The 20,503-nt window shown below is 66.3% G+C and carries 20 protein-coding genes and 1 tRNA gene; 13 read left to right on the top strand and 8 right to left on the bottom strand.

What is annotated here, in order from left to right; all coding sequences use genetic code 11:
- Positions 1 to 123 precede the first annotated feature (123 nt).
- Positions 124 to 489 carry a large conductance mechanosensitive channel protein MscL gene (gene mscL / locus ACX1DX_RS13910; protein ID WP_076060123.1) on the top strand — a complete coding sequence of 122 codons (366 nt, stop codon included), beginning with the start codon at positions 124 to 126 and terminating at the stop codon, positions 487 to 489.
- A gap of 63 nt (positions 490 to 552) precedes the next feature.
- Here mscL and ACX1DX_RS13905 read toward each other — a convergent pair whose 3' ends face one another.
- Both ACX1DX_RS13905 and ACX1DX_RS13900 read right to left on the bottom strand, forming a co-directional pair.
- Entirely contained in the window at positions 553 to 894 is a 342-nt protein-coding gene (locus ACX1DX_RS13905; protein WP_459397064.1) for a hypothetical protein, read from the bottom strand.
- Entirely contained in the window at positions 884 to 2,263 is a 1,380-nt protein-coding gene (locus ACX1DX_RS13900; protein ID WP_459397063.1) for a UTP--glucose-1-phosphate uridylyltransferase, read from the bottom strand. Before ACX1DX_RS13900 ends, ACX1DX_RS13905 begins: the two co-directional genes overlap by 11 nt.
- Before the next feature lie 186 nt (positions 2,264 to 2,449).
- Here ACX1DX_RS13900 and ACX1DX_RS13895 point away from each other — a divergent pair, with 186 nt between their 5' ends.
- Positions 2,450 to 2,818 (top strand): hypothetical protein, encoded by a 369-nt coding sequence (locus ACX1DX_RS13895; protein ID WP_076060131.1) that lies wholly within the window; start codon positions 2,450 to 2,452, stop codon positions 2,816 to 2,818.
- Between the two features lie 23 nt (positions 2,819 to 2,841).
- On the opposite strand, the gene ACX1DX_RS13890 is transcribed toward ACX1DX_RS13895, so the two are convergent.
- From ACX1DX_RS13890 to ACX1DX_RS13880, 3 genes are all read right to left on the bottom strand, one after another.
- Positions 2,842 to 5,439 carry a multicopper oxidase domain-containing protein gene (locus ACX1DX_RS13890; protein WP_459397062.1) on the bottom strand — a complete coding sequence of 866 codons (2,598 nt, stop codon included), beginning with the start codon at positions 5,437 to 5,439 and terminating at the stop codon, positions 2,842 to 2,844.
- Positions 5,436 to 6,464 (bottom strand): DUF8744 domain-containing protein, encoded by a 1,029-nt coding sequence (locus ACX1DX_RS13885; protein ID WP_459398223.1) that lies wholly within the window; start codon positions 6,462 to 6,464, stop codon positions 5,436 to 5,438. The genes ACX1DX_RS13890 and ACX1DX_RS13885 overlap by 4 nt, the downstream gene beginning before the upstream one ends.
- 83 nt (positions 6,465 to 6,547) lie before the next feature.
- Positions 6,548 to 6,829, bottom strand: coding sequence for a DUF2249 domain-containing protein (locus ACX1DX_RS13880; RefSeq protein ID WP_076060138.1), 282 nt, complete (start codon positions 6,827 to 6,829; stop codon positions 6,548 to 6,550).
- A gap of 187 nt (positions 6,830 to 7,016) precedes the next feature.
- Between ACX1DX_RS13880 and ACX1DX_RS13875 the strand changes: the two genes are divergently transcribed.
- From ACX1DX_RS13875 to ACX1DX_RS13840, 8 genes are all read left to right on the top strand, one after another.
- Complete coding sequence (locus ACX1DX_RS13875; protein ID WP_459397061.1) at positions 7,017 to 7,832, top strand: DUF4397 domain-containing protein; 816 nt, start codon at positions 7,017 to 7,019, stop codon at positions 7,830 to 7,832.
- Between the two features lie 323 nt (positions 7,833 to 8,155).
- Positions 8,156 to 8,560 (top strand): class F sortase, encoded by a 405-nt coding sequence (locus tag ACX1DX_RS13870; RefSeq protein WP_459397060.1) that lies wholly within the window; start codon positions 8,156 to 8,158, stop codon positions 8,558 to 8,560.
- A gap of 14 nt (positions 8,561 to 8,574) precedes the next feature.
- The gene (locus ACX1DX_RS13865; RefSeq protein ID WP_182762308.1) at positions 8,575 to 9,117 is read left to right on the top strand and encodes an RNA polymerase sigma factor; all 543 of its coding nucleotides are present in this window, start codon (positions 8,575 to 8,577) and stop codon (positions 9,115 to 9,117) included.
- Positions 9,114 to 9,809 carry an anti-sigma factor domain-containing protein gene (locus ACX1DX_RS13860; RefSeq protein WP_459397059.1) on the top strand — a complete coding sequence of 232 codons (696 nt, stop codon included), beginning with the start codon at positions 9,114 to 9,116 and terminating at the stop codon, positions 9,807 to 9,809. The genes ACX1DX_RS13865 and ACX1DX_RS13860 overlap by 4 nt, the downstream gene beginning before the upstream one ends.
- A gap of 82 nt (positions 9,810 to 9,891) precedes the next feature.
- Complete coding sequence (locus tag ACX1DX_RS13855; RefSeq protein ID WP_459397058.1) at positions 9,892 to 10,752, top strand: Ltp family lipoprotein; 861 nt, start codon at positions 9,892 to 9,894, stop codon at positions 10,750 to 10,752.
- A gap of 82 nt (positions 10,753 to 10,834) precedes the next feature.
- The gene (locus tag ACX1DX_RS13850; RefSeq protein ID WP_459397057.1) at positions 10,835 to 11,176 is read left to right on the top strand and encodes an alpha/beta fold hydrolase; all 342 of its coding nucleotides are present in this window, start codon (positions 10,835 to 10,837) and stop codon (positions 11,174 to 11,176) included.
- Positions 11,177 to 11,397: 221 nt separating this feature from the next.
- Positions 11,398 to 12,621 carry a tyrosine-type recombinase/integrase gene (locus ACX1DX_RS13845; RefSeq protein ID WP_459397056.1) on the top strand — a complete coding sequence of 408 codons (1,224 nt, stop codon included), beginning with the start codon at positions 11,398 to 11,400 and terminating at the stop codon, positions 12,619 to 12,621.
- A gap of 542 nt (positions 12,622 to 13,163) precedes the next feature.
- Positions 13,164 to 13,379 carry an adenine-specific methyltransferase EcoRI family protein gene (locus tag ACX1DX_RS13840; RefSeq protein WP_459397055.1) on the top strand — a complete coding sequence of 72 codons (216 nt, stop codon included), beginning with the start codon at positions 13,164 to 13,166 and terminating at the stop codon, positions 13,377 to 13,379.
- Here ACX1DX_RS13840 and ACX1DX_RS13835 read toward each other — a convergent pair.
- Positions 13,368 to 14,699 carry an ISL3 family transposase gene (locus ACX1DX_RS13835; RefSeq protein ID WP_459397054.1) on the bottom strand — a complete coding sequence of 444 codons (1,332 nt, stop codon included), beginning with the start codon at positions 14,697 to 14,699 and terminating at the stop codon, positions 13,368 to 13,370. The two genes, ACX1DX_RS13840 and ACX1DX_RS13835, sit on opposite strands and share 12 nt — an antisense overlap.
- Positions 14,700 to 14,726: 27 nt before the next feature.
- Here ACX1DX_RS13835 and ACX1DX_RS13830 point away from each other — a divergent pair, with 27 nt between their 5' ends.
- From ACX1DX_RS13830 to ACX1DX_RS13820, 3 genes are all read left to right on the top strand, one after another.
- Positions 14,727 to 15,848, top strand: a complete 1,122-nt coding sequence (locus tag ACX1DX_RS13830; protein WP_459397053.1) for an adenine-specific methyltransferase EcoRI family protein — start codon at positions 14,727 to 14,729, stop codon at positions 15,846 to 15,848.
- A 3-nt stretch (positions 15,849 to 15,851) separates the two neighbouring features.
- The gene (locus ACX1DX_RS13825) at positions 15,852 to 17,030 is read left to right on the top strand and encodes a GmrSD restriction endonuclease domain-containing protein (protein ID WP_459397052.1); all 1,179 of its coding nucleotides are present in this window, start codon (positions 15,852 to 15,854) and stop codon (positions 17,028 to 17,030) included.
- 371 nt (positions 17,031 to 17,401) lie between these two features.
- The gene (locus ACX1DX_RS13820) at positions 17,402 to 17,665 is read left to right on the top strand and encodes a helix-turn-helix domain-containing protein (RefSeq protein ID WP_459397051.1); all 264 of its coding nucleotides are present in this window, start codon (positions 17,402 to 17,404) and stop codon (positions 17,663 to 17,665) included.
- A 1,830-nt stretch (positions 17,666 to 19,495) separates the two neighbouring features.
- Here ACX1DX_RS13820 and ACX1DX_RS13815 read toward each other — a convergent pair.
- Together ACX1DX_RS13815 and ACX1DX_RS13810 are read right to left on the bottom strand one after the other, a co-directional pair.
- On the bottom strand, positions 19,496 to 19,972 hold the full coding sequence (locus tag ACX1DX_RS13815) for a DUF2510 domain-containing protein (protein WP_459397050.1): 477 nt from the start codon (positions 19,970 to 19,972) through the stop codon (positions 19,496 to 19,498).
- 445 nt (positions 19,973 to 20,417) lie between these two features.
- Positions 20,418 to 20,493, bottom strand: a tRNA-Arg gene (locus ACX1DX_RS13810).
- Between the last annotated feature and the right edge of the window lie 10 nt (positions 20,494 to 20,503).

Raw genomic sequence — 20,503 nt, 5'->3', positions numbered from 1 at the left:
TCTCCTGTGTTGTCGGTGCACCGGCGCCCCGCTAGAGTCATCCCGGACCACGGTCCGACGGCGCGACAGTCGCGCGTCGTGACAGACCCCGCTCCGGCGGTTACACAGAAAGTCTGAAGAGCTATGAAGGGCTTCAAAGAATTCCTGATGCGTGGCAACCTCATCGAGTTGGCCATCGCATTCGTCATCGGCGCCGCGTTCGCCACCGTCATCGAGTCGTTCACCGCGATGTTCATGGACGTGCTGGGCCTCCTGGGCGGCACCCCGGACTTCTCGAACTTCAAGCCGGGCGGCGTCTCGGTCGGCGCGTTCCTGACCGCGCTGCTGGCGTTCGTCATCATCGCCGCGGTGGTCTACTTCGGCGTCGTGCTGCCGTACACCAGGGCCAAGGAGCGCTTCGACCGTTCCGCGGCGGAGGCGCCCACGATCACCAAGTCCGAGGAACTGCTCGAGGAGATCCGCGACGCCATCCGCGCCCGCACCCTCTGACCTCGACGGACACGAAAGGGGCGCCTCCTTCCGGAGGCGCCCCTTCCCATGTCCCGGCCCGGCTCACCAGTGCGGCGGCCGGTCCTGAACGAGGCGTTGTTCGTCGCGGTTCAGGGGCCGCTCCGCAGGCCGGCTCGCGACCAGACCGGTCAGACCCAACTGCTGGCGGCCGGTGGCCAACGCCGCGTCGAAGCGAGCGAAGCCCACCTCGCGTCGCACGTCCAGCGGCACCGGGAACGGCCAGACGCGCTCCGCCGCCTGGGCCTCGTGGCGGAGTGCGGACAGCCGCTCAGGGGTGAAGCCCAGTGCGGCCAGTTCCTCGGCCAACGTTGCGACAGACCCGACGGGGAGTTCCTCCCCCGTCAGCGCCAGGGCGAGGGCACGCGCGAGCGGGTCAGCCGTCAAGCCGGGCACCGTCCGCGACCGTGCGGCTGTCGCCCGGATCCGCCAGGGTGACGTCGCCCGTGACGACGACGCCGGCCCCGAAGGTGTAGTCGCCCTCCACACGGAACGACCTGGCTTTGCGCAGCGACGGCGCCGACGGGATGCGCTCGGCGAACTTCTGCACCGTCTTGTAGTAGCGCGAGTCCAGGTTGATCTCCGGCGAGGCATCCGTGCAGGCGATGAGCTTGCCCTCGTCGGTCAGGTTGTAGACGTCCGAGCGGAGCAGCAGCAGTTCGTTGGTGGTCTTGACCGGGAGGAAGCGGTCGCGGCCGACGCAGATGGCGGTGGCGCCCTCGAACACCTGGATCGCGGCGCCCATGGCTGACTCCACCTGGATGACCGGTGTCGACGACGAATCCGTCGGGTCCACCGTCTTCTCGTTGCGGATGAGGGGCAGCCCCAGCACCGAGCCGCGCTCGACGAGGGTGTCCTTCAGTACCTGCAGGTCGAACCAGAGGTTGTTGGTGTGGAAGAACGGGTGGCGGTGCTCGTCGGTGAAGAAGTCCATCTCCTCCGGCGCGGTCTGTGCGGTGTCGCGCAGGATCAGCTGCCCGTCGGCCTTGCGGACGGCGAGGTGGCCGCCCTTCTTGTCGTTGATGGTTCGGCGGCACAGCTCTGCGGCGTACGGGGCGCCGGACTTGGCGAACCAGCCGGCGATGGTGGCGTTCGGGGCCGCGCCCAGGTTGTCGCCGTTGGAGACGCAGGCGTAGCGGAAGCCGGCCTCGAGCAGCGCGTCGAGCACGCCGGAGCCCTCCAGCGCCGGGTACAGGTCGCCGTGGCCGGGCGGGCACCATTCGAGCGACGGGTCTGCGGGCCATGACACCGGCGTGAGGTCGTCGGCGCGGAGCTTGGGCTCCTGGTTCTGCACGAAGCTCAGCGGCAGTTCCTCGACGGGGAGTTCGGGGTAGCGGCTCAGGTGCGCCAGGGTGTCGTCGTCGGTGCGGAACGAGTTCATCAGGAGCAGCGGGAGGCGCGCGTCGTAGCGCTCGCGGGCGGCGAGCACCTGGCGGACGATGAGGTCCAGGAAGTTGAGCCCGTCGCGCACGGGGAGGAGGGTCTTGGCCTTGTCGAGGCCCATGGAGGTGCCGAGGCCACCGTTGAGCTTGATGATGACCGTCTTGCCGATGGCGTCGCGGGCCTCGGCGTCGGTGATGTCCACGTCCGTCAGCATCGGCGGGTCGAGCAGCGGCTCGATCGTGTCCTCTCGGATGACACCGGTCTCACCGGATTCGAGCAGATGGTAGAAGCGCGTGAACACCTCAATGGCCGGAGTGGGTACCCCGGCATCAATCATCTTCTGGCGTGCTGCCTGCAGGCCGGCTTCGGACACGACGATTCCCTTCCTAGGTAACGCATCGATCCTAACCGGCGACCTCGGATTGCTCACCTTCAGGTGCCCCCGTGGGGCCAGATCGGGCAGTGGAACCGGTCACACCGACCTGCCAGACGCCTCACAGGATGTGCACAGAAAGCTCCGGTTTGGTTGTATTCACCGACGAACAGAACGGACACCACCATGTCGCTGCTCCCCTACGAGGCCACCTTCCCCGCCCTGGGCACCCGCGCCACCCTGCTGACCTCGAACCCCGAGGCGCTCCTGCCGGCCGTTGAGGTGGTGCGTGCGGAACTCGACGTCTTCGGCGACATGGACGCGCTCGGCGGCCATCCCATCCTTGACGACCACCTGGGCGCGATGCTGCACGGCACGGACCCGCTGGAGCCGGTGTCGGCGGACGCCGAACGCGACGCCCGCTCCCGCACCGCGCGCCGGTTGGCTGATCTGTTGTCGGAGGAGTTCCCCGGTGGCTTCCTCGTGGACCTGGGCGGCGTCCCCGCTGTCGCCGGCGAGTCGCTGGGCGACGACACGGAGCTCTCGGCAGCCTGAAAGCGTGGAGTTCGGATGCGTCTTCAGTCCGTGACCTCGACGATGCCGTGGGCGCCGCGCTCCGCGTCGACCATGATGTGGCTGACCACCGGGTAGTGCCCCGCCTCGTTGAAGGTGATCTCTACGAAACCGCCCTCGGCCGGCTGGAGCGCCAACACCTGGGCCCCGCCTCCGGTGTTGCCGAAGGCGTCCTCGCCGTCGCGCAGCAGGTAGCCACCCTCGCGGTAGACGGTGTCGAACTGGCCGCCCACGATGTGGAAGCTCGACGCCCGGTTGGGCCCGGCGTCGACCACGAAGAAGCGCACCTTCTCCCCCACCTTCGCCTCGAACTGCCGCTGGTCGTACTGGTTGGCGATGCCGTTGAACACCACCCGGTCCGGCTGCTCGGCGAGCACGCGGTCCGGGTTGATCTCGGTGGCCTCGTCTGCGGTGGCGGCGTCGTCGGCGAAGACCTCGGACTGGACCACCACGTATTCACGGTCCACCGCGGGCCAGCCCTCCTCCGGTTCGATGATCACGGTGCCGTGCATGCCGGCGGCGATGTGGGCGCTCATGGGCATGGTGGAGCAGTGGTAGAGCCAGGCTCCGGCCCGCTCCGCCGTGAAGCGGTACACGAGGCTCTCGCCGGGCGCGATGGTCCGCATCGGCGCATCGGGCGCGACCGCGCCTGCGTGGAAATCGATCGAGTGGCCCATCGTGCCGTCGTTGATGAGGGTGATCTCGAAGGTGTCGCCCACCGTGCCCCGCAGGGTGGGGCCGACGCTCTGCCCGTTGAACGTCCACCTGCGCTGCCACAGGCCGGGGGCCACCTCGAGGGGCTCCTCCGTGACGCGGAACTCGTAGCGGCGGACGGTTTCGTCTGTCAGCTCCGGCGCGACGGGGTCGACGATGTGGCCCAACTCCGCCTCGGGGTTGCCTGCGGCGGGTTGGTGGACCGCGTGACCGTCGCCGGGAGTGGCGGCCGGCTCGGGAGCGGTGTCGCCGACGACGACGTCGAACGTCATCCCCATCTGCCGGTGGCCGACGACGGTGCACCAACCCTCGATGCTCTGCCCGACCACGCCCAGGTCCAGCTCCGCCGTCTCCCCTGCGGCGAGCCGGGGGCTGCGGACGTCGCCCACCATGAGGTCGTGCACGTTGGTGTCGTCCAGGTTGGTGAGCTCGATGATGACCCGGTCGCCCGGGTCCACCTGGATGCTGGCGGGTTCGAAGCGCATGTCGTGCGCGGTGACCGCCACGCGGACGGTCTCGCCGGTGGGCGCCACCGCCTGCGTCGTGGTGCCCGGGGGGACGATGCCGGCCGCTCCGGGGTCCATTCCGAACCCGAGCGAAACCACGACGGCCAGCGCGGCGACGCCGGCCACCAGGCCGCTGCCGGTCAGCGCGTTGGGCCGCTCTGCGGGCAGCGAGGGTTCGAGGCCGGCCATGGCGGCCCTCTTCTCCTTCACCGACGCCCGGATGCCCAGCACCATCAGCGGGATGAACAGCGCCAACGCCACCAGCACGGCGCTGGAGACCGTCACCTTCACCCAGCTGGGCAGCGGCAGCAGGAACAGCAGCAGGCCGCCGTTGATGACGACCAGCCGGGCGGTGGCCCAGCGGTCGAAGTAAGCAGCGCCCGCCCGGACCACGCGCGGGCCGCCGCCGAGTACCGACGGCAGGAGGTAGCTCAGCGCACCGGTGACCAGTTGCAGGAGGAAGCCCACCACCCAGATGCCGGCGAGCAGCGGGTAGTCCGTGGCGAGCGCGATGTCGTCGGCGCGCCACACGTGCACCGCCGTGGCGACCAGCGCGACGCACGCCCAGACGCAGGCAGCCAGGATCGACGCGGAGGCGAACTCGCGCGGGGGCCGCTTTCTGGTGGGGGCCACGAGGCAGCGCCCGAACCACAGGAGCCCGACGGCGTATCCCGCGATGCCGACGGCGGCGACGGGCCGCAGCCCCGTCAACGAGCCGGCGATGATCACGGCCAGACCGCCCAGCAGGATGGGCAGCGTCTGGCGGGCGAGGCGCTCCGCGCGGTGGTCCATCCGGGTGCGCAGCACCGTTGGCCAGAAGGTGACGAGGGTGCCCACCAGTGTCAAGCCCACCCAGCCCAGGATCATCGTCATGGTGTGGGCGACGAGGAGGTTGGCATGCCAGCGGTCGCCCAGACCCCAGGCGAGCGCGGCGCCGAAGCCGGCTCCTACCGGCACGCAGAGCGCGGCCACCACGTAGTAGCGGATGCTGATCCGGAAGCGCCCGGGGAGCGCGCGCTTCAGGTCGCGGATGAGGGTCCAGGCGTGCCACAGCACCGCCGTCGACACGGCCACCGCGCCGATGAGCACCAGCCACCACTGCGTGGTCGGCACCCCGACGAACACCGCCAGCGCGCCGACGGCGAGGAGGCCCAACCGCACATCGGCGACCTTCCTGGCTTTGTCGTCCGGCCGGGTCTTGAGCAGGGCTGCGGTGAAGTGGGCGCTCCACACCATGACCGAGTGGGTGATGGCGCCGAGCCCGACGAGGTGCACCATCAGCCAGGTGGATTCGGGCACCCAGCGATGCACCAGCGCGATGACGACGGCGCCGACCAGCCAGACCAGCAGGGTGAAGTCGCGCAGCGACCGGCGCCCCCTCATGAACGCACCACCGACACCACGACGGTCACGGCGAAGATCAGGAGTGCCAGCACGGTGAGGATGCCTCCGGTTCGGTAGAGGGGTTGGATGCCCGCCAGCCCCCCGCTGAGGCGCAGGACCATGCCCACGTTGAGCACGACGAGCGGGGCCCACATGGACGAACGATACGGGAGCGGCCGCCCGATGACGGCCGGGAAGATGATGGGGGCGTGCGCCATGATCATGGCCAGCCCGAAGCCCAGGAAGACCCCGTGGATGACGGCGTCGTAGGTGCCGCTGGAGGTGGGCTGGCCGACGACGAGCCACACGACGCCGGCGACGGCGAGCCACAGGTTGCCGGCCAGCAGCGAGGCGGCGTTGAACCGCCGGAGCCCGGTGCTGCGCACGAAGCGGCGGCCCACGTCGTCGCGGAACAGCCACAGCGCGGTGAGCAGGCAGCCGAGGCCGACGATCCGGGCACCGGTGTCGGGGAAGACCAGGCTGAGGGTGGCGCCACCGCCGATCAGCGTGCCGAGGGCGAGCAGGGTGGGGATGGCGCGGCGGCCCATGGTGAGCTGGGCCAGTTCGGCGCGCTCTGAAGCGATGGTGATGATGAGGAAGGCGGCGAGCAGCGGCAGCAACGGGGCGATCTCCGCCACCAGCCACAGGCCTGTGAAGAGCGCGACGAACAGCGCGCCGAAGGCCTGTGCGGCCACCAGCGAGAGCGGGGCCCGCAGCCACAGCGCGATGGTGAGCGCGAGGAAGGCCAGGCCCCCGTCGAAGAGGAGGAGTTTGCCCAACCCGATGGGGGCGCCGACGAGCAGGGTGACCGACCCCAGGCCGAAGAGCGCGGGGGCGAGATAGGCCCACGCCTGCCGCAGCGCCTGCGCCCGCTCCAGGGAGATGAGGGTCCCCATGAAGCCGAGCACCATGACCGGGCCGTGGAGGTCTGCCAGCCGGTCTGAATCAACGGGCGCCCAGACGCCGAGCCGCAACAGCCCGGCGTTGAGCCCCGCCAACAGCGAAAAACCGGCGAGGGCGACCATCGCCACCCGCCAGTTCTTCGTGCGCTGACCGATGTCCCGTGTGGCCCGGGACGTCCGGTCAGCTGTACCCGAGGTTGTCACGATCAGGAGCGCGCGAGCTTGAGCTTCCAGGCGTCGGGGCCCTGCTGCACGTAGCTGACGGCGACGTCCTGCCCGTGACGCTGCTGGATCTGGGCGATGAGCGGGATCGGGTCGTGCGGTGCGACGAGCACGAAAGCGGTGCCGGGCTGCAACGAGTCGACGACGCCGTGGATGGCGGCGTGACGGATGGCGTGCGGGATGGTGCGGGCGTCGAGCTCCGGGAGGGCTTCGTCGTGGCCGCCGCAACCGCAGCTGGACTTGGGGCTGAGCGAGATATCTTGCATGCCGGAGATATTACTACCAAGGTGTGGGATTAATCTCCGGGGTGCCCCTCCATGGGCAGCGATCAGACCAACCTTAAAAAAACATTGAACAAGGTGCATCCACGGACCGGTCCCAGGCGGACTAAGGGGGCAGTAGCACGAAAGCCGCGCTGCGCCGGCCTCAGGGCCCGGACCGAAAGGATCCATCATGCGAGCACGAATCTTCGCCGCGGCGCTACCGCTGGCACTGGCCTGCGCGGTTGCCCCGAACATGGCAGCCGCAGACGAGCACGAAGCAACCGTCCACATCCTCCACGGCGTGCCCGGCCTCACGGTGGACGTCTACGCCAACGGCAATTCCCTTCTGACCAATTTCGCGCCCGGCACCCTCACCGACGCCGTGCAGTTGCCGGCCGGTTCCTACGACCTCAAGGTCACCGCCGCCGGTGCCGGTGCCGACGGGGAGGCCGCCATCGAGGCCAACGACGTCACCGTTCCCGGGGGCGCCAACATCACCGTCGTGGCCCACCTCGACGCCGACGGCAAGCCCATGCTCACGCCCTTCGTCAACGACGTCTCCGCCACCGCCGCCGGAGAAGGACGCCTCACCGTCCGCCACACCGCAGCGGCACCTGCCGTCGACGTGCGCGCCAACGGCACCGTGGCCTTCAGCAACCTCGCCAACCCTGACGAGATGAAGGCCGACCTCGCGGCCGGCACCGTGTCTGCCGACGTGGTGCTCACCGGCACCGACACCGTGGCGATCGGCCCGGCGGATGTGAACATCGCTGAGGGCGCCAACACCATCGTCTACGCCTGGGGCAGTGCGGCAGACGCCAACCTGGGGCTCGCCGTCCAGGTGATCGACGGTCTCCACAGCGCCCCCGGCGGCGTTCCCGGCGGCACCGGTGGACAGGCCGCTGCTGCGGACGCCACCAACTCCGCCGCCCTCCTCGCCGTGGCAGCACTCCTGGCGGCAGGCACCGGTGTGGTACTGGTGCGCAGGCGCGCCCTGGTCAACTGACCATCATGAGCCCTGACCGACGGCGCCCCGCCTTCGGAGTCGCAGCGGTGATCGCTCTCACGGCGATCACCGCCTGCGGCGGGCCGGTCGCCCAAGGGGTCCCGCCCTCCACCGCGCCGGCCCTCGCGACCTCGTCCCCGTCCCCGGCCGTTTCATCGGAAGCGCCCGACACGTCTCCCCCGCAGTCCCCCGCCCCGCCGACCTCAGCCCCCTCGCCTGCCTCCACACCGGCTGATCAGGTCGGCACCAGTTCGGCAGGACTCGCGGCTGCCACCACCCGGCCGTCACCGACCCGGATGATGATCCCCTCCCTGAAGATCGACATGCCGGTCTCACCTCAGGGCGTCGACGACATCGGCCTGATGGCCCTGCCACCCGATCCCGCAGAGGCTGGCTGGTACCGCTTCGGTCCGGCCCCCGGCGACACCCAGGGCGCCACCGTGATCGCGGCCCACGTCGACTCGAAGGAACTGGGCATCGGACCTCTGGCGGACCTTCGCAGGCTGGCCCCCGGTGAGGTCATCGTCGTGCTCGACGCAACAGGGGTTGAGCATGCCTACCGCGTGGAGTCGGTTGACTCCGTGCCGCGCGCCGAACTCGACCTTGCGCAATTGTTCGCCCGCACCGGGACGCACCACCTCAATCTGGTCACGTGCGGCGGCCCCTATCTCCGTGACCGTGGCGGGTACCAGAACAACGTGATCGCCCGCGCAGTTCCCGTTTCTTGACCTAGGCTCTCAGTGTGGACTCCGATGACGTTGCGATGCTCAGCCGGGATGTCGCCGCGGGTTCACGCGAGGCCTTTGCGGCCATGTACGACCGGTGGGCGCCGCTGATCCACGGCTTCGTCCGGCGGAAGGTGGCACCCCCGGATGCGGATGCCGAAGACGTCACCCAGCAGGTCTTCGCCTCCGCTTGGTCGAGCAGGTCAGCGCTGGTTCCCGGTGAGACGGCGTTGCCCGCCTGGTTGCTGGTGATCGCCCGACGGCGGGTGGCGGACCATTGGGAATCCCGCGCCCGCCACAACCGTCGCGTGGACGAGGCCCGCCGCTACAGCAGCACGGAGGACACCACAGAGCAGCCCGCCGACGACCGCCTCCTCGTCACCGCAGTACTGGACGCCATGGGTGATCCGAAGCGGAAAGTGTTGCAGTTGGCCTTCTACGATGGCCTGACGCACGCGGAGATCGCCGACAGGTTGCAGATGCCCGTCGGCACCGTGAAGAGCCACATCCGACGGGGCTTGTTGATCGTGAAGGACGCCTGGAAGGAGAGCCAATCGTGACGACCCACCTCGAGAACGACCAGTTGCTCTCCTTGGCGCTAGCCGAGGATGACACAACGGATCAGTACGCGGCCCACCTTGCGTCGTGCCCCCGCTGCAACTCGGCCGTGGCGGATCTCCGCCTGGGCGCGCAGCTGGTCAGGGACGCGCAGGGTTCGCCCAGCCTGGCCGCGACACCTCCCCCACGGCTCCGGGCCCGCGTCCTCGAGGCCTCCGACGCACCGGCCACCGCCGGCACCACCACGTCCGGCCTGCGTTCCCGGTCATGGCCCTGGGTGCTGGCGGCTGCCGTCTGCCTCATGGTCGGCGTCGGCCTCGGCACACTGCTGGAGCTCCCGTCACGGGACGCGGCCCCGGTGACCGTGGCCTCCGCAGAACTCGCCCCCCTCGCCGACGACGCCACGCCTGCCGCCGCCCGCCTGGTCGACGGGGGCGACGGTCTGGTCCTTGTCGTGGAGGCACCGGTGTTCGACGCGAAGGAAGCCGACTACTTCGAGGTCTGGCTGATCAACGAAGACCTTCAGCGGATGGTGTCGGTGGGCATCCTGGAGCCCGACGGGGAGCAGCGCTTCCCTGTGACGCAGCGACTGTTGGACGAGGGCTACACCATCGTCGACATCTCCCGCGAACTGTTCGACGACGCCCCCACGCACTCCGGCGACTCCCTGGTGCGCGGCGAACTCACCGACTGATCTTCCTTCGGTCCCCAGTTTTTGTCAGACCCCCTCTCTAGCGTCAATGACGTACACATCAATCGTCATTGGGGGAACCAACATGACACAGCAGCATCCAGCCGGCTGGTACACCCAGCCGGACGGCTCGTCCCGGTACTGGGACGGGACGCAGTGGGCAGACCAGGCCGCGCAGGCCACCCAGACCACGGCCGCAGCGCGGCGGCCCTGGTACACGAAGAAGCGCATCATCATCCCGGTGGTCGCGCTCATCGGCCTGATCGCCATCCTGCCCAAGGGCGGCGACGACACCGAGCAGGCCGCGCCCTTGGCCAGCGTCAGCGCAACGGCGGAGACCACGTCTGTCGCACCGGTCGAGGAGACCACCGCGGAGCCGCTCCAGGAAACCACCCCGGCGGCAGCCACCACGGAGGTGGCAGCACTCGAGCCCACGGCCGAAACCGCCCCTGAGACGACGCCGGCGGAGCCCGTGGTGGAAGAGCCCGTGGTGGAGGAGCCGGCGGATCCGGGCCTCAGCGTCACCCAGGGCCAGGCGGTCGTCAGCGCCGAGAACTACATCCGCTTCGCCCCGTTCTCGCGCACCGGTTTGATCGGCCAGCTCGAGTACGAGGGCTTCGCCACTGCGGACGCCGAGTTCGCCGCTGACGCGATCGGCGCCGACTGGATGGAGCAGGCCGCGCTGAAGGCCGAGTCGTACCTCGAGTTCACCGCCTTCTCGGAGTCGGGCCTGGTGGACCAGCTCGAATACGAGGGCTTCACGTCCGAGGAGGCCCTCTACGGGGTGGCCAACGTCACCGTCGACTGGATGGAGCAGGCGGCGCTGAAGGCGAAGTCGTACCTGGAGATGGGCGGATTCTCGCGCTCCGGCCTGGTGGACCAGTTGCTCTACGAGGGATTCTCGCAGGCACAGGCCGAGCACGGGGCGGATTCAGTCGGGCTCTGAGCCCGCTGCGCTGGGGGGGAAACCGGTCGGGACTGCGCTGGGGGGAGCGCAGTTCCGGCCTCCGCTGCTGGCGGCAGAGGCGTTGCACCTCGCTTCGCTGGCCCCGGCGGCCGTGGCGCCGGGGTCGGTTGAACGGATCGAGCGCGACGCGGCGGCGTTCTTCGGCCGCGACATCCCGGCCCTCCTGACCTGGCGCTACGGGCCGGACGAGGCCGTTTCCCTGGGTGCCCCGGTGCTGTACGTCGGCGGGACCGACAGCGGGCCGATGTTCCGCCAGACCAAGGCCTGGGTCCGGGAACTCTTCCCTGACGTGCAGACGGTCAGCATCTCGGGGGCGGGTCACGATCTCGCGCTCACGCACCCGACGGAGCTGGCCATCGCGGTGTCGCGCTTCCTGCAGAAGAACAGCAGGCCAGGGGCCTGACGGAAGCTGACTGGAGCGAGTGGCCCCGCGCTTCTCGACGCCAGGCGCGACGAAAGATGCGACTTCATTGGCGACCCCGGTTGGATTCGAAACAAGCGCGCATGGTGGCATCGACACGCGTTTGACGAGGTAATTCACCATTTTGATGGCTGCGGGCTGTCGCATACGGGATATCTATGGGATAGTTTGTCAAGAACGAGCACCACAGGAGGGGGCCGACCATGGCACGCAAACCAAAGAAGGAGCCGGGCATTGAGGTGCGCGAGCTTAAGGACGGAACGCTGAGTTTTCGGGTCTACTACTCCGTGCCGGGTTTGGGGCAGGTCAAGGGCCCGCACCCCTTCACCACGCTGCAGGCCGCGCGCGCTTTCCGGCTCAAAGCATTGGCCGCTATAGACGCGGGCACGTGGACCCCGGACTTTGGCAGGTACCAGGAAGCATCCAGGGATGTGGCGCTCGGGGACGTTTGGGAGCGGCTCTCGCGTCGGAAGCTCACAACCGGCAGGTGGTCAAAGGGCAATCACGATACACAGGAGTCCCATTGGCGTATCTGGATAGCCCCCTACTGGGGCCAGGACCGGGAGGTCGCGAGCATCACAAGGGCAGACGTTGACGAGTGGAGAGAGACTGCCTTGTCAGACGGCAAGAAGGTGCAGCACTCCGTATGGACCCTGTTCAGGCAACTGATCGACTTCGCGATGGACGCGGAACTCACGACACTGGCGCGTAACCCTGCACGCGGGATGGATACCAGCGTTAGGAAGAGTGAGCGTAAGGAGGTCTACGGCTTCGAACTCCCCGACGTGAAGCGTTACATCGAAGCAGCGCCCCCGGAGCACCGGGCGCTGCTGGCACTAACCGCGCTTGCAGGACTCAGAAGCGGAGAGGTGCGCGGTCTGCTGCGTAGAGACATCGACCTTGAGAACCGCATCGTCCACGTGCGAAACTCGGTCACCCGATATCGGGACGGGGGCACTTATCGGACAGAGGTGAAAGCGGGGGGCAAGACACGCTCGGCTACGCGTGACGTCCCGATGACCGAGGGGTTGGCCGAAATCCTGTCGGAGTACGTCCGCGCCCACCCCCGCCTCCCCGAGGTTCTCCTCTTCCAGCGCGAGGATGGAGGACCCCTCACCGAGTCCCGCCCAAGGCAAGCTCATCTGGGGACACTGCGGAAAATGGGACTATTGCCCAGCGGGAGGCAGTGGAAGAAGCTCAGTGAAGCGGAGCGCGCCACTTACAAGGTGCCACGACAGCATGACATGCGGGCCTCCTTCGCGACTCAGCTTGCAGTTCAGAACACTCCCATGCACGAAGCCATGGAGTTGATGGGCTGGAGTGACATGAAGATGGTCCTGCAGGTTTACGCACGACACTTCCCAGAGCGACGGCGTGAGATCATGGCTCAGTTCGACAAGGCTTACAAGGAAGCAGGCACGGCGTGATGGCGCTACTCAAGCCAGAGCCACTCAAGACAGGGACGGGCTACCTCATCATCGATTGCTGGGTGCCCATCGGGGTTCGCTGCAGCAATAGCACGTGCCGAAAGCTGACTTGGGCATGGGTCGCACCGCTGGGCGCCGGAGCTCGAACGGGCAACGCCTCCCCTGTATCCGCAGAGTATGCGCGCACCGACGGCTCATGGGAGCGCCTCAGGCACCGGAGCCCGTGCACGCATCTCAAGATGCCGGACCGCGCTCCCGACACGCAGGAACTGCGTAAGGCGATCAACGTTTGGGAGAAGGCGAGCGACGAGAGGCGCAGGGCCATGCAGGCTCCTGATCTGCAGTCGAGCGGGGTTAAGCCAGCCGTCACCCGCGAGTAACGCCACTGGGCCGTTTCAAGGACACCCACCCCGCTTGGCGCTGTCCTCCAGAGAGCGAGGGGCGTCCACGCACAGCCACCTCCCCCAAGTCGCAGGGCACCAAGTTCTCCGTCAGCGCTTCCCGCTATGGTTCTCACGAGAGCGAGGAGGCTTGAGGGATAGATGGCGAATGCGAACCTTACCGCCGCCAAGGCGGCCAAACAGGATGAGTTCTACACCCAGTGGGCGGACATCGAACGTGAGATGAACGCCTATGTGGAGTATGACCCAGACGTTTTCAGGGGCAAGACGATCCTGTTGCCGTGCGATGATCCTGAGTGGTCAAATTTCACCAAGTTCTTCGGTTCTTCGGACTTGAGCGTGGGGTCAGAGGCGTAGACCGCCGCCGATGAGGAGCATTCTGAGGCGGTAGTTGTCGGGGTTACGGAACCCTCTGGCGACGCGGCGGGCGAGTTCGATCAAGCCATTGATCGCTTCGGTGCCGCCGTTGTTGGCGCCGCCGGTGGTGAAGTAGCCCAGGAACGCGTCTCTCCATCGGTTGAGGGTGCGGCCCAGGCGGGCGATCTCCGGGATCGGACACGTCGGGAACGAGGCGAGGACCTTCTCCGCTACCCGACGCCCGTCAGCAGGACTCGACTGGTGATAGACCGAACGCAGGTGCTGGGCGCAGTGCCAGGCGACCTCGACTTCGACGTGCCGGTCATCGACGGTGAACGCCGCCTCGAGCCGGGTCTTCTGCCGGTCGGTGAGGTGCTCCTGCCCGGCACGTAGGACGTTGCGGACCCGGTAGAGCGGATCGTTTCTGCGTCCGCGGTGTCCGTGGATGTCTTGCTGGACGCGGCGGCGGACCTCATCAACGGCAGCCGTGGCGAGCTTGACGACGTGGAACGCGTCGAGCACCGCGACGGCGTCCTCCAACTGGTCGTCGATCGCGTTCTTGTAACCGTGGAACGGGTCCAGCGTGGCGATCTCAACACCCTTGCGGAACACGTCGCCGCGGTCCTTCAGCCACGACGTGTAGATCTCGCCGGAGCGGCCCGGGACCAGATCCAGGAGCCGGGCTCGGACTCGTCCGTCCTTGTCACGTGTCAGATCGACCATGCCGGTGAACTCCTTCGGGCCGCGTCCGCCGAGCTCGACGGGCTTGGTGGAGACGTGATGCCAGATGTGTTCGTCGACGCCCAGTGAGGTGACGTCGGCGAAGCGGGTCTCGTCGTCGGCGGCGGTCTCAAGGACCGGCTTGACGGCCCGCCACAGCGTCTTCCAGGTGCAGCCGAGTTGCCGAGCCAGACCCTGAACAGAGGCGTTCTCCCGCCGCATCTGCCCGATCGCCCACGACGTCGCGCGTCTGGTGAGCCGCGCTCTGGGTCGCGCCACGTCGGGGTCTTGTTCCATGAACGAGGTCACCGGACACGACGGTTCGGGACACAGCCATCGTCGTTTCCGCCACCACAACCTCACCGGCGCCGTGAAACACGGCGCGTCGATCAACTCGACCCGCTGCCGGCCATGCGCATGCGCGATCACCCCGCAGGCGGGGCAACCCATCACCTGGTCGGCGCTGGACTCGACCTCAATCCTGAGCCCCGCCTCGTCGCGGGCGACGCCAACCACATGCAGCCCCGGCAACCCGACCAGAAGATCACAGCGCTGGCAGTAGCCGCCCGCGGCACGGCAGCAGGAAGTAGGATCGGGCATCGTCGAGGTCCTTGAAGATCAGGTGGTGTGGTAACCCCGATTCTTGAGGGCCTCGACCCCCTTCACCCCGCCGACACGCCCGCCATCCGATCCCCGCTCACCCCACGCTCAGGTCCGAAGAGCCAGTTCTTCGCGCTGCACTTCGCAGACTTCGGCCTGAGGAAGCTGATCTCAACAAGCTATGCGCCGAACAGCAACGCTGGTGCAGCTTTCTACACTCCCACGCTCTTCGAAATTGAGGGCCCAGCCTACGATGAGACGAAGTCATTGGAGCGCGGACGGGTCTTCACGCTCCTGCCGGAAGATGTTTCCGGAGATGGCCGCATCGACATTGACGATCTGAAGTGGGAATACCTGGAAGGCGACGGAGATTTCCGTAGTTCTGAAGTCACTGCCCTTCGTGACGAAGCCGACATGGTGATCACGAACCCGCCGTTTAGCCTCTTCCGCTCATTCATCGTCTGGCTGGCTGAGGGCAACAAGCAATTTTCCGTCGTTGGGAACATGAATGCCATCACCTACCGTGAAGTCTTTCCGCTGATCAAAGCCAACCGACTCTGGAAGGGCGCGACGGCCAACTCCTCCGACATGGTCTTTGAAGTACCCGAGGATGTCGAGATCGCCGAGAGCGACCGGCTCAAAGCGGAGAAGATGGGATACAAGGGGAACTTCACCAGACTCGGAAACGCCTGCTGGTTCACCAATGTGGAGCACGGTCGTCGCCACGAGCCGTTGCCGCTGATGAGCATGGCGGACAACATCAAGTTCAGCAGACATAAGGAAGTGAAGGGTTTTGGCTATCAGCGCTACGACAATTTCGAGGCCATCGAAGTACCCTTCGTCGACGCGATCCCAAGCGACTACCCAGATTTGATGGGGGTCCCCATCACCTTCCTCGACAAGTACAACCCAGAGCAGTTCGAGATCGTAGGCAGCACCGAAGGGGACTTCCCGCCCACGAAGAAGTACAACAAGAAGGAGCGGGTCGTAGACGGGGTCCGGAAAAAGTCCAACACAGGCACGCTCAGCGGGGCCATCCGAACGGATACCTTCGGCCCCGGGACCCACTTTGACGTTGGCTACCCCGTCCGTGGGGTCTATAAGCGACTCTTCATCCGACACCGCAACCCCGAGCCGAAGAAAGACTGAAGCATGGAGACCGAACTGAGGCGCTACACGGTGGCTGAGGTCGTTAAGGGCTTCGCCTACAACGAGATCGAAGGGAAAGGACTCTTCGGCCTCAACGGTGACTTGGTGATCCAGCCGGAGTACCAGCGGCACTATATCTACGGCGACGGCAAGAAAGATGTGGCTGTCATAGATTCTCTGCTGAAGGGGTACCCCCTGGGGTTGATTTACTTCGTTGACACGGGCGCAGCCGAAGGCCCGCGCCTGGAAGTCCTCGACGGTCAGCAGCGCATCACTAGCGTGGGCCGCTTCGTGACTAAGAAGTTCGCCGTCTTGCGCAACGGGAAGGAGCAGACCTTCTCGTCGCTTCCCAAGGAGGACCAGGACAAGATCATGGACAGCGAGCTCCTGGTCTACGTGTGCGGTGGCACCGAGCCGGAGATCAAGGAGTGGTTCGAGACCATCAACATCGCTGGTGTGCCCCTGAACCAACAGGAGGTCGACAATGCGATCTACTCTGGCGCGTTCGTCACGGCAGCCAAGAAGGTGTTTTCAAACTCGCAGAACGCCAACCAACAGAAGTGGTCCCACTTCGTGAAGGGCGACCCCAAGCGGCAGGAAGTGCTGAGGGTCGCCCTCTCGTGGGTGTCTAGCGCCAAGGGCCAGACGATCCAGGGCTACATGGCTGACCACCGACACGACCCGAATATCATCGAGCTCGAAACCTATTTCACCACAGTGATCGAGTGGATCAACTCGGTCTTCATTGCGCCGCCAGACCCCGCTATGCGCGGCCTTGACTGGGGTGCTCTATACGAACAGTACAAGGGCACTGCGTATAACCCCGAGGAGATCAATCAACGCCTGCAGGAACTACTAGCCGACCCAGCAGTCAAGGACCGCAAGGGCATCTACCCCTACTTGCTCGGAAAGCAGCAGGACCCCCGCTTGCTCAACGTCCGCCTGTTCGAGGAGCCGATCAAGAGAGCCGCGTATAAGCGCCAGACGGATAAGGCGCAACAGGACGGCACCTCAAACTGCCCGTTGTGCGCGGTCGGCAGCAACAACAACAAGGCGCGGATCTACAAGCAGAGCGAGATGGAAGCCGATCACGTCACGGCTTGGTCTAAAGCCGGAGAGTCGACTCTCGACAACTGCGAGATGCTGTGTGTCACGCACAACCGGTCCAAGGGCAATCGTTGACAGGAGTGCCTGATGATGAGCTCGCGGCTGCTATGCAAGGCAGTTCCTCACCCAACATCGCGCACTTACTCCTGCCGCTGCGCAGCTTGACAGAGTCTGCCACATGCGCTATCGTCTTGGCCGTTCCCCTCTCCTTGGGCTAGGGGTAACCCCTGCGGGGCTGGCCAGATGCTCGCCCCTCAGGTTCGCTCAGTGCCTGCGGTGACCCTTCGGGGTGGGCCGTGGGAGGTCACCGGATAACCCAAGCAAACCGGTAGAGAGCTACCACGCTAGACGTGCGCTTTCGCCCCTGTCCGTAGCGGAGGGCAGCACAGAGGACACTCATCACGGGTGGACCTCTGAGCTGCTACTTCCATGGAAGGGGTTCACCTATGACCCATCACCCTGCAGGCGCTATCGCGCCCAATCCCCTGCTCACTGTCACCCAAGCTGCGCGATCGCTGGGCGTGTCAACGAAGACCATCTACCGCCGCATCTACTCAGGTGACCTGCCCACCATGGACATCAGCCCCAAGAGTGCCGCCAGAGCTCAGCACCGAATCAAGCTTGAGGACCTCAACGCGCTGGCGAATCCCTACCCGGCCTATGGCTACAACCCAAAGGCTCAGGCGTTCACGACCAGGGCGGCATCGTGAGGTGCACGGGTCGCACCTGCAGTGCTCCAGGGCCGGTGCACTGCCGCGCCTGCTGCCAATCCTTCGGGGGCAACAGCGCGGCAGACCGTCACAGGGCAGGCAAACACGGGGAGCGCTCTGGCCCTGACCGCAGGCGCTGCCTCTCCGCTGCAGAGCTGAGGGACAAGGGGCTCACCCTCAACGCTGCCGGAATCTGGGTAACCCAAGCGCCGGGGCTAGCTCTAGCCGCTGCGGGGGTCGAGCTCGGAGGGCCTGAGAGGGCATGACCCATACAGATACTAGCCCCGCGCCTGCGAGGCGCTCTGAGAGCTGCGGGGGAGGGTCTCCCGCGTGCACCACGCGACGGCCCAGCGCCGAAGATACCGCCCTACCCCAGCGGCTCCGGCTGTTCTACCACGTAGCCGACTGTGGGACCGTGTGCCGCTGCGCCCTTGACCACCTAGCCGAACTCTTGGGAGATGGCCTGCCGACCCTAGCAAGCAAGCGTGCCCGTGTAACCCGCTCCATTGAACACGCAATCTACGCGGGACTCCTCACGGAGTCCTCTCAGCTGGGCTGTCTCAGACCCTCCTACCAGGCAGACAACACCATCACCATTCACCACAACGGAGGGAAGCAAGCATGACCCATAACGTAGCCCCGGACTGGGCCCGAGACGGCTGGGCCGATCACGTATCAGAGCGGTTCTACTACGACCCCCAACGGACCTGCCGCTGCTGTCATATTGAGCGGCCCACCATCACGGCACGCAAGGGGTGCGAATCGCGCTACGGCATCGAAGAGCGGGATGGAGAGCGTACCGCACTCATGTTCCTAACGGTGCCGCTGTCTTGGGAAGACGTGATCCCAGGGGCCACCTCATGGGACTGGGCCAGCACCTTCAACTGCTGCCCAGCCTGCCACAGGGTTGAGCGGGATAGGTCCAAGCTTCAGGCGCATCTGGGGGAATGCTATGCGTAGGCGCTCAAGACGCGGCTACACCTCCGGCATGAGGGACTTCGCGTTCCTGAGGGGGCAGGCAAGGAACGAGCTACTCACGCCAGCGGAGCGACTAGAGGCTCATGTCATGGCAGAGACGGAACACCTAGGTGGGGAACGCTTCGGATGGGTTGCCGACCGTGGCCAGCTACGCGAGGTACTCGCACCACACCTGAAGGACAGGGAGTCGGCTAATCGAGTGGTCACTCGGGCGTTTCGCCGAGCCATGAAACAGGGCAGGTTCACTCTGGATTCCTCACTAGATGGGGTGCTCACAGCGCGCTCCTGGAGGTTCGGCCCAGCTCCCGGGCACCTTCCAGGGACACACCCGCCTCGTCAGTGAGTGTCGGGAATTCCCGCGCAAAGCTGCCGTTCCTTAGGTAACTAGTAACTGGTAACCAGTAACGGGTCACCAGGTAGCTAGCTACCCTGCTTACCTCCTTGTTACCTGTTACCTGGTAACTGGTTACCGGGGTAGCTAGCTACCCTGCTTACCTCCTTGTTACCTGTTACCTGATAACTGGTTACCGGGGTAGCTAGCTACCCTGCTTACCTCCTTGTTACCTGCTACTTGGTAACTACCCCCTAGCCGGTTCACCAGCTACCCCCCAGCTGCCCAGCCCTCACGGGCTGAGCTAACCCCACAGCCGGTTCACCAGCTACCCCCCAGCTGCCCAGCCCTCACGGGCTGAGCTAACCCCCCAGCCGGTTCACCAGCTACCCCCCAGCTGCCCAGCCCTCACGGGCTGAGCTACCCCCAGCCACGCTCCGGCAGCAACGTCTGCCATGCATGGTTAACAAACCGAAACCCCCGCATCCTGGCAACACGGCCGGGATGCGGGGGTTTCTGCGTCAGGAGTCAGCCGGGGGCGTGCCGTCTGCCGCTGGACCGCTGGGGAGCGGGGCGTTGCTGCGCCTTGTCTCTGTGAGCCACCTCGTCCCGTCCCACCATGTCAGCATGGCCTTGTCGTACGGATCCGGATACCAGCCAGCCGGGATAGATGGGGGTGCTTGAGGGACTGCCCGCTGCGGGGCATGCAGCGCGCCACGGGTCACAACCTGCCGCTGCACCGGCCGCCGACTCAGCAACTCCTCCCCCTGCTCCAGCTGCGCCTGTGAGACGCCCGCCTGATACTCCGCGGTCTGCAGTTGCTGGCGCTGCAGGTCGAGCCCAACACCACCCTGGACAACTTGAGCACGGGCCGCGTTACGCGCCTGCTTCGAATACTTCGCAGTCTGCTTCGCGGCCCTCAGCACCCGCTCATCCTTGCTGCGGTATGACACAACCCCGAGAGTTGAAAGACTCACTGCTTTACGGAACAGCCCCATCGCCGTTTCCCCCTTTACGTTCGGTTGCCCAATGCTAGCCACGCCGCCGACAGCGAGACACCAACTCCTATGGATTGAACCCGCCCTTTCGAGCGTGGCATTTCCTCAGCCGCTTAATACGGGCAGGCAGGCCGTAGCGCTCAGGGGGTCACCCCCCGGGGGCCCCTGCGTACCACTAGGAGGTCAGGGGGTCGACCTAGGAGGGCCTAGCCAACCCAAGGGTCCACTCAGGTACCCCTGCAGCCTTCCCGACGTTCCTATCTCTATCCCTGCGGGCACAGCTGGACGTGACCGAGCCTGCATACTCACCCATCAGGTCGTCAGCCCGACCACTGTGGGATACCCGTGGGATACGAATTGTCCAATGCTGTCCCCTTGGGTCCCGCTCGCGGGTCTTTAACCCCCAGCCAAAGACGCTCCCGGTCTACGTTCACGCTCACACAGTTGGCGACCCCGGTTGGATTCGAACCAACGACACCCGCTTTAGGAGAGCGGTGCTCTATCCCCTGAGCTACGGGGCCAACCAGGTCA

It is taken from the genome of Tessaracoccus zhenghani, from assembly GCF_054552775.1.
This window is presented reverse-complemented; position numbering and strand designations above follow the sequence as displayed.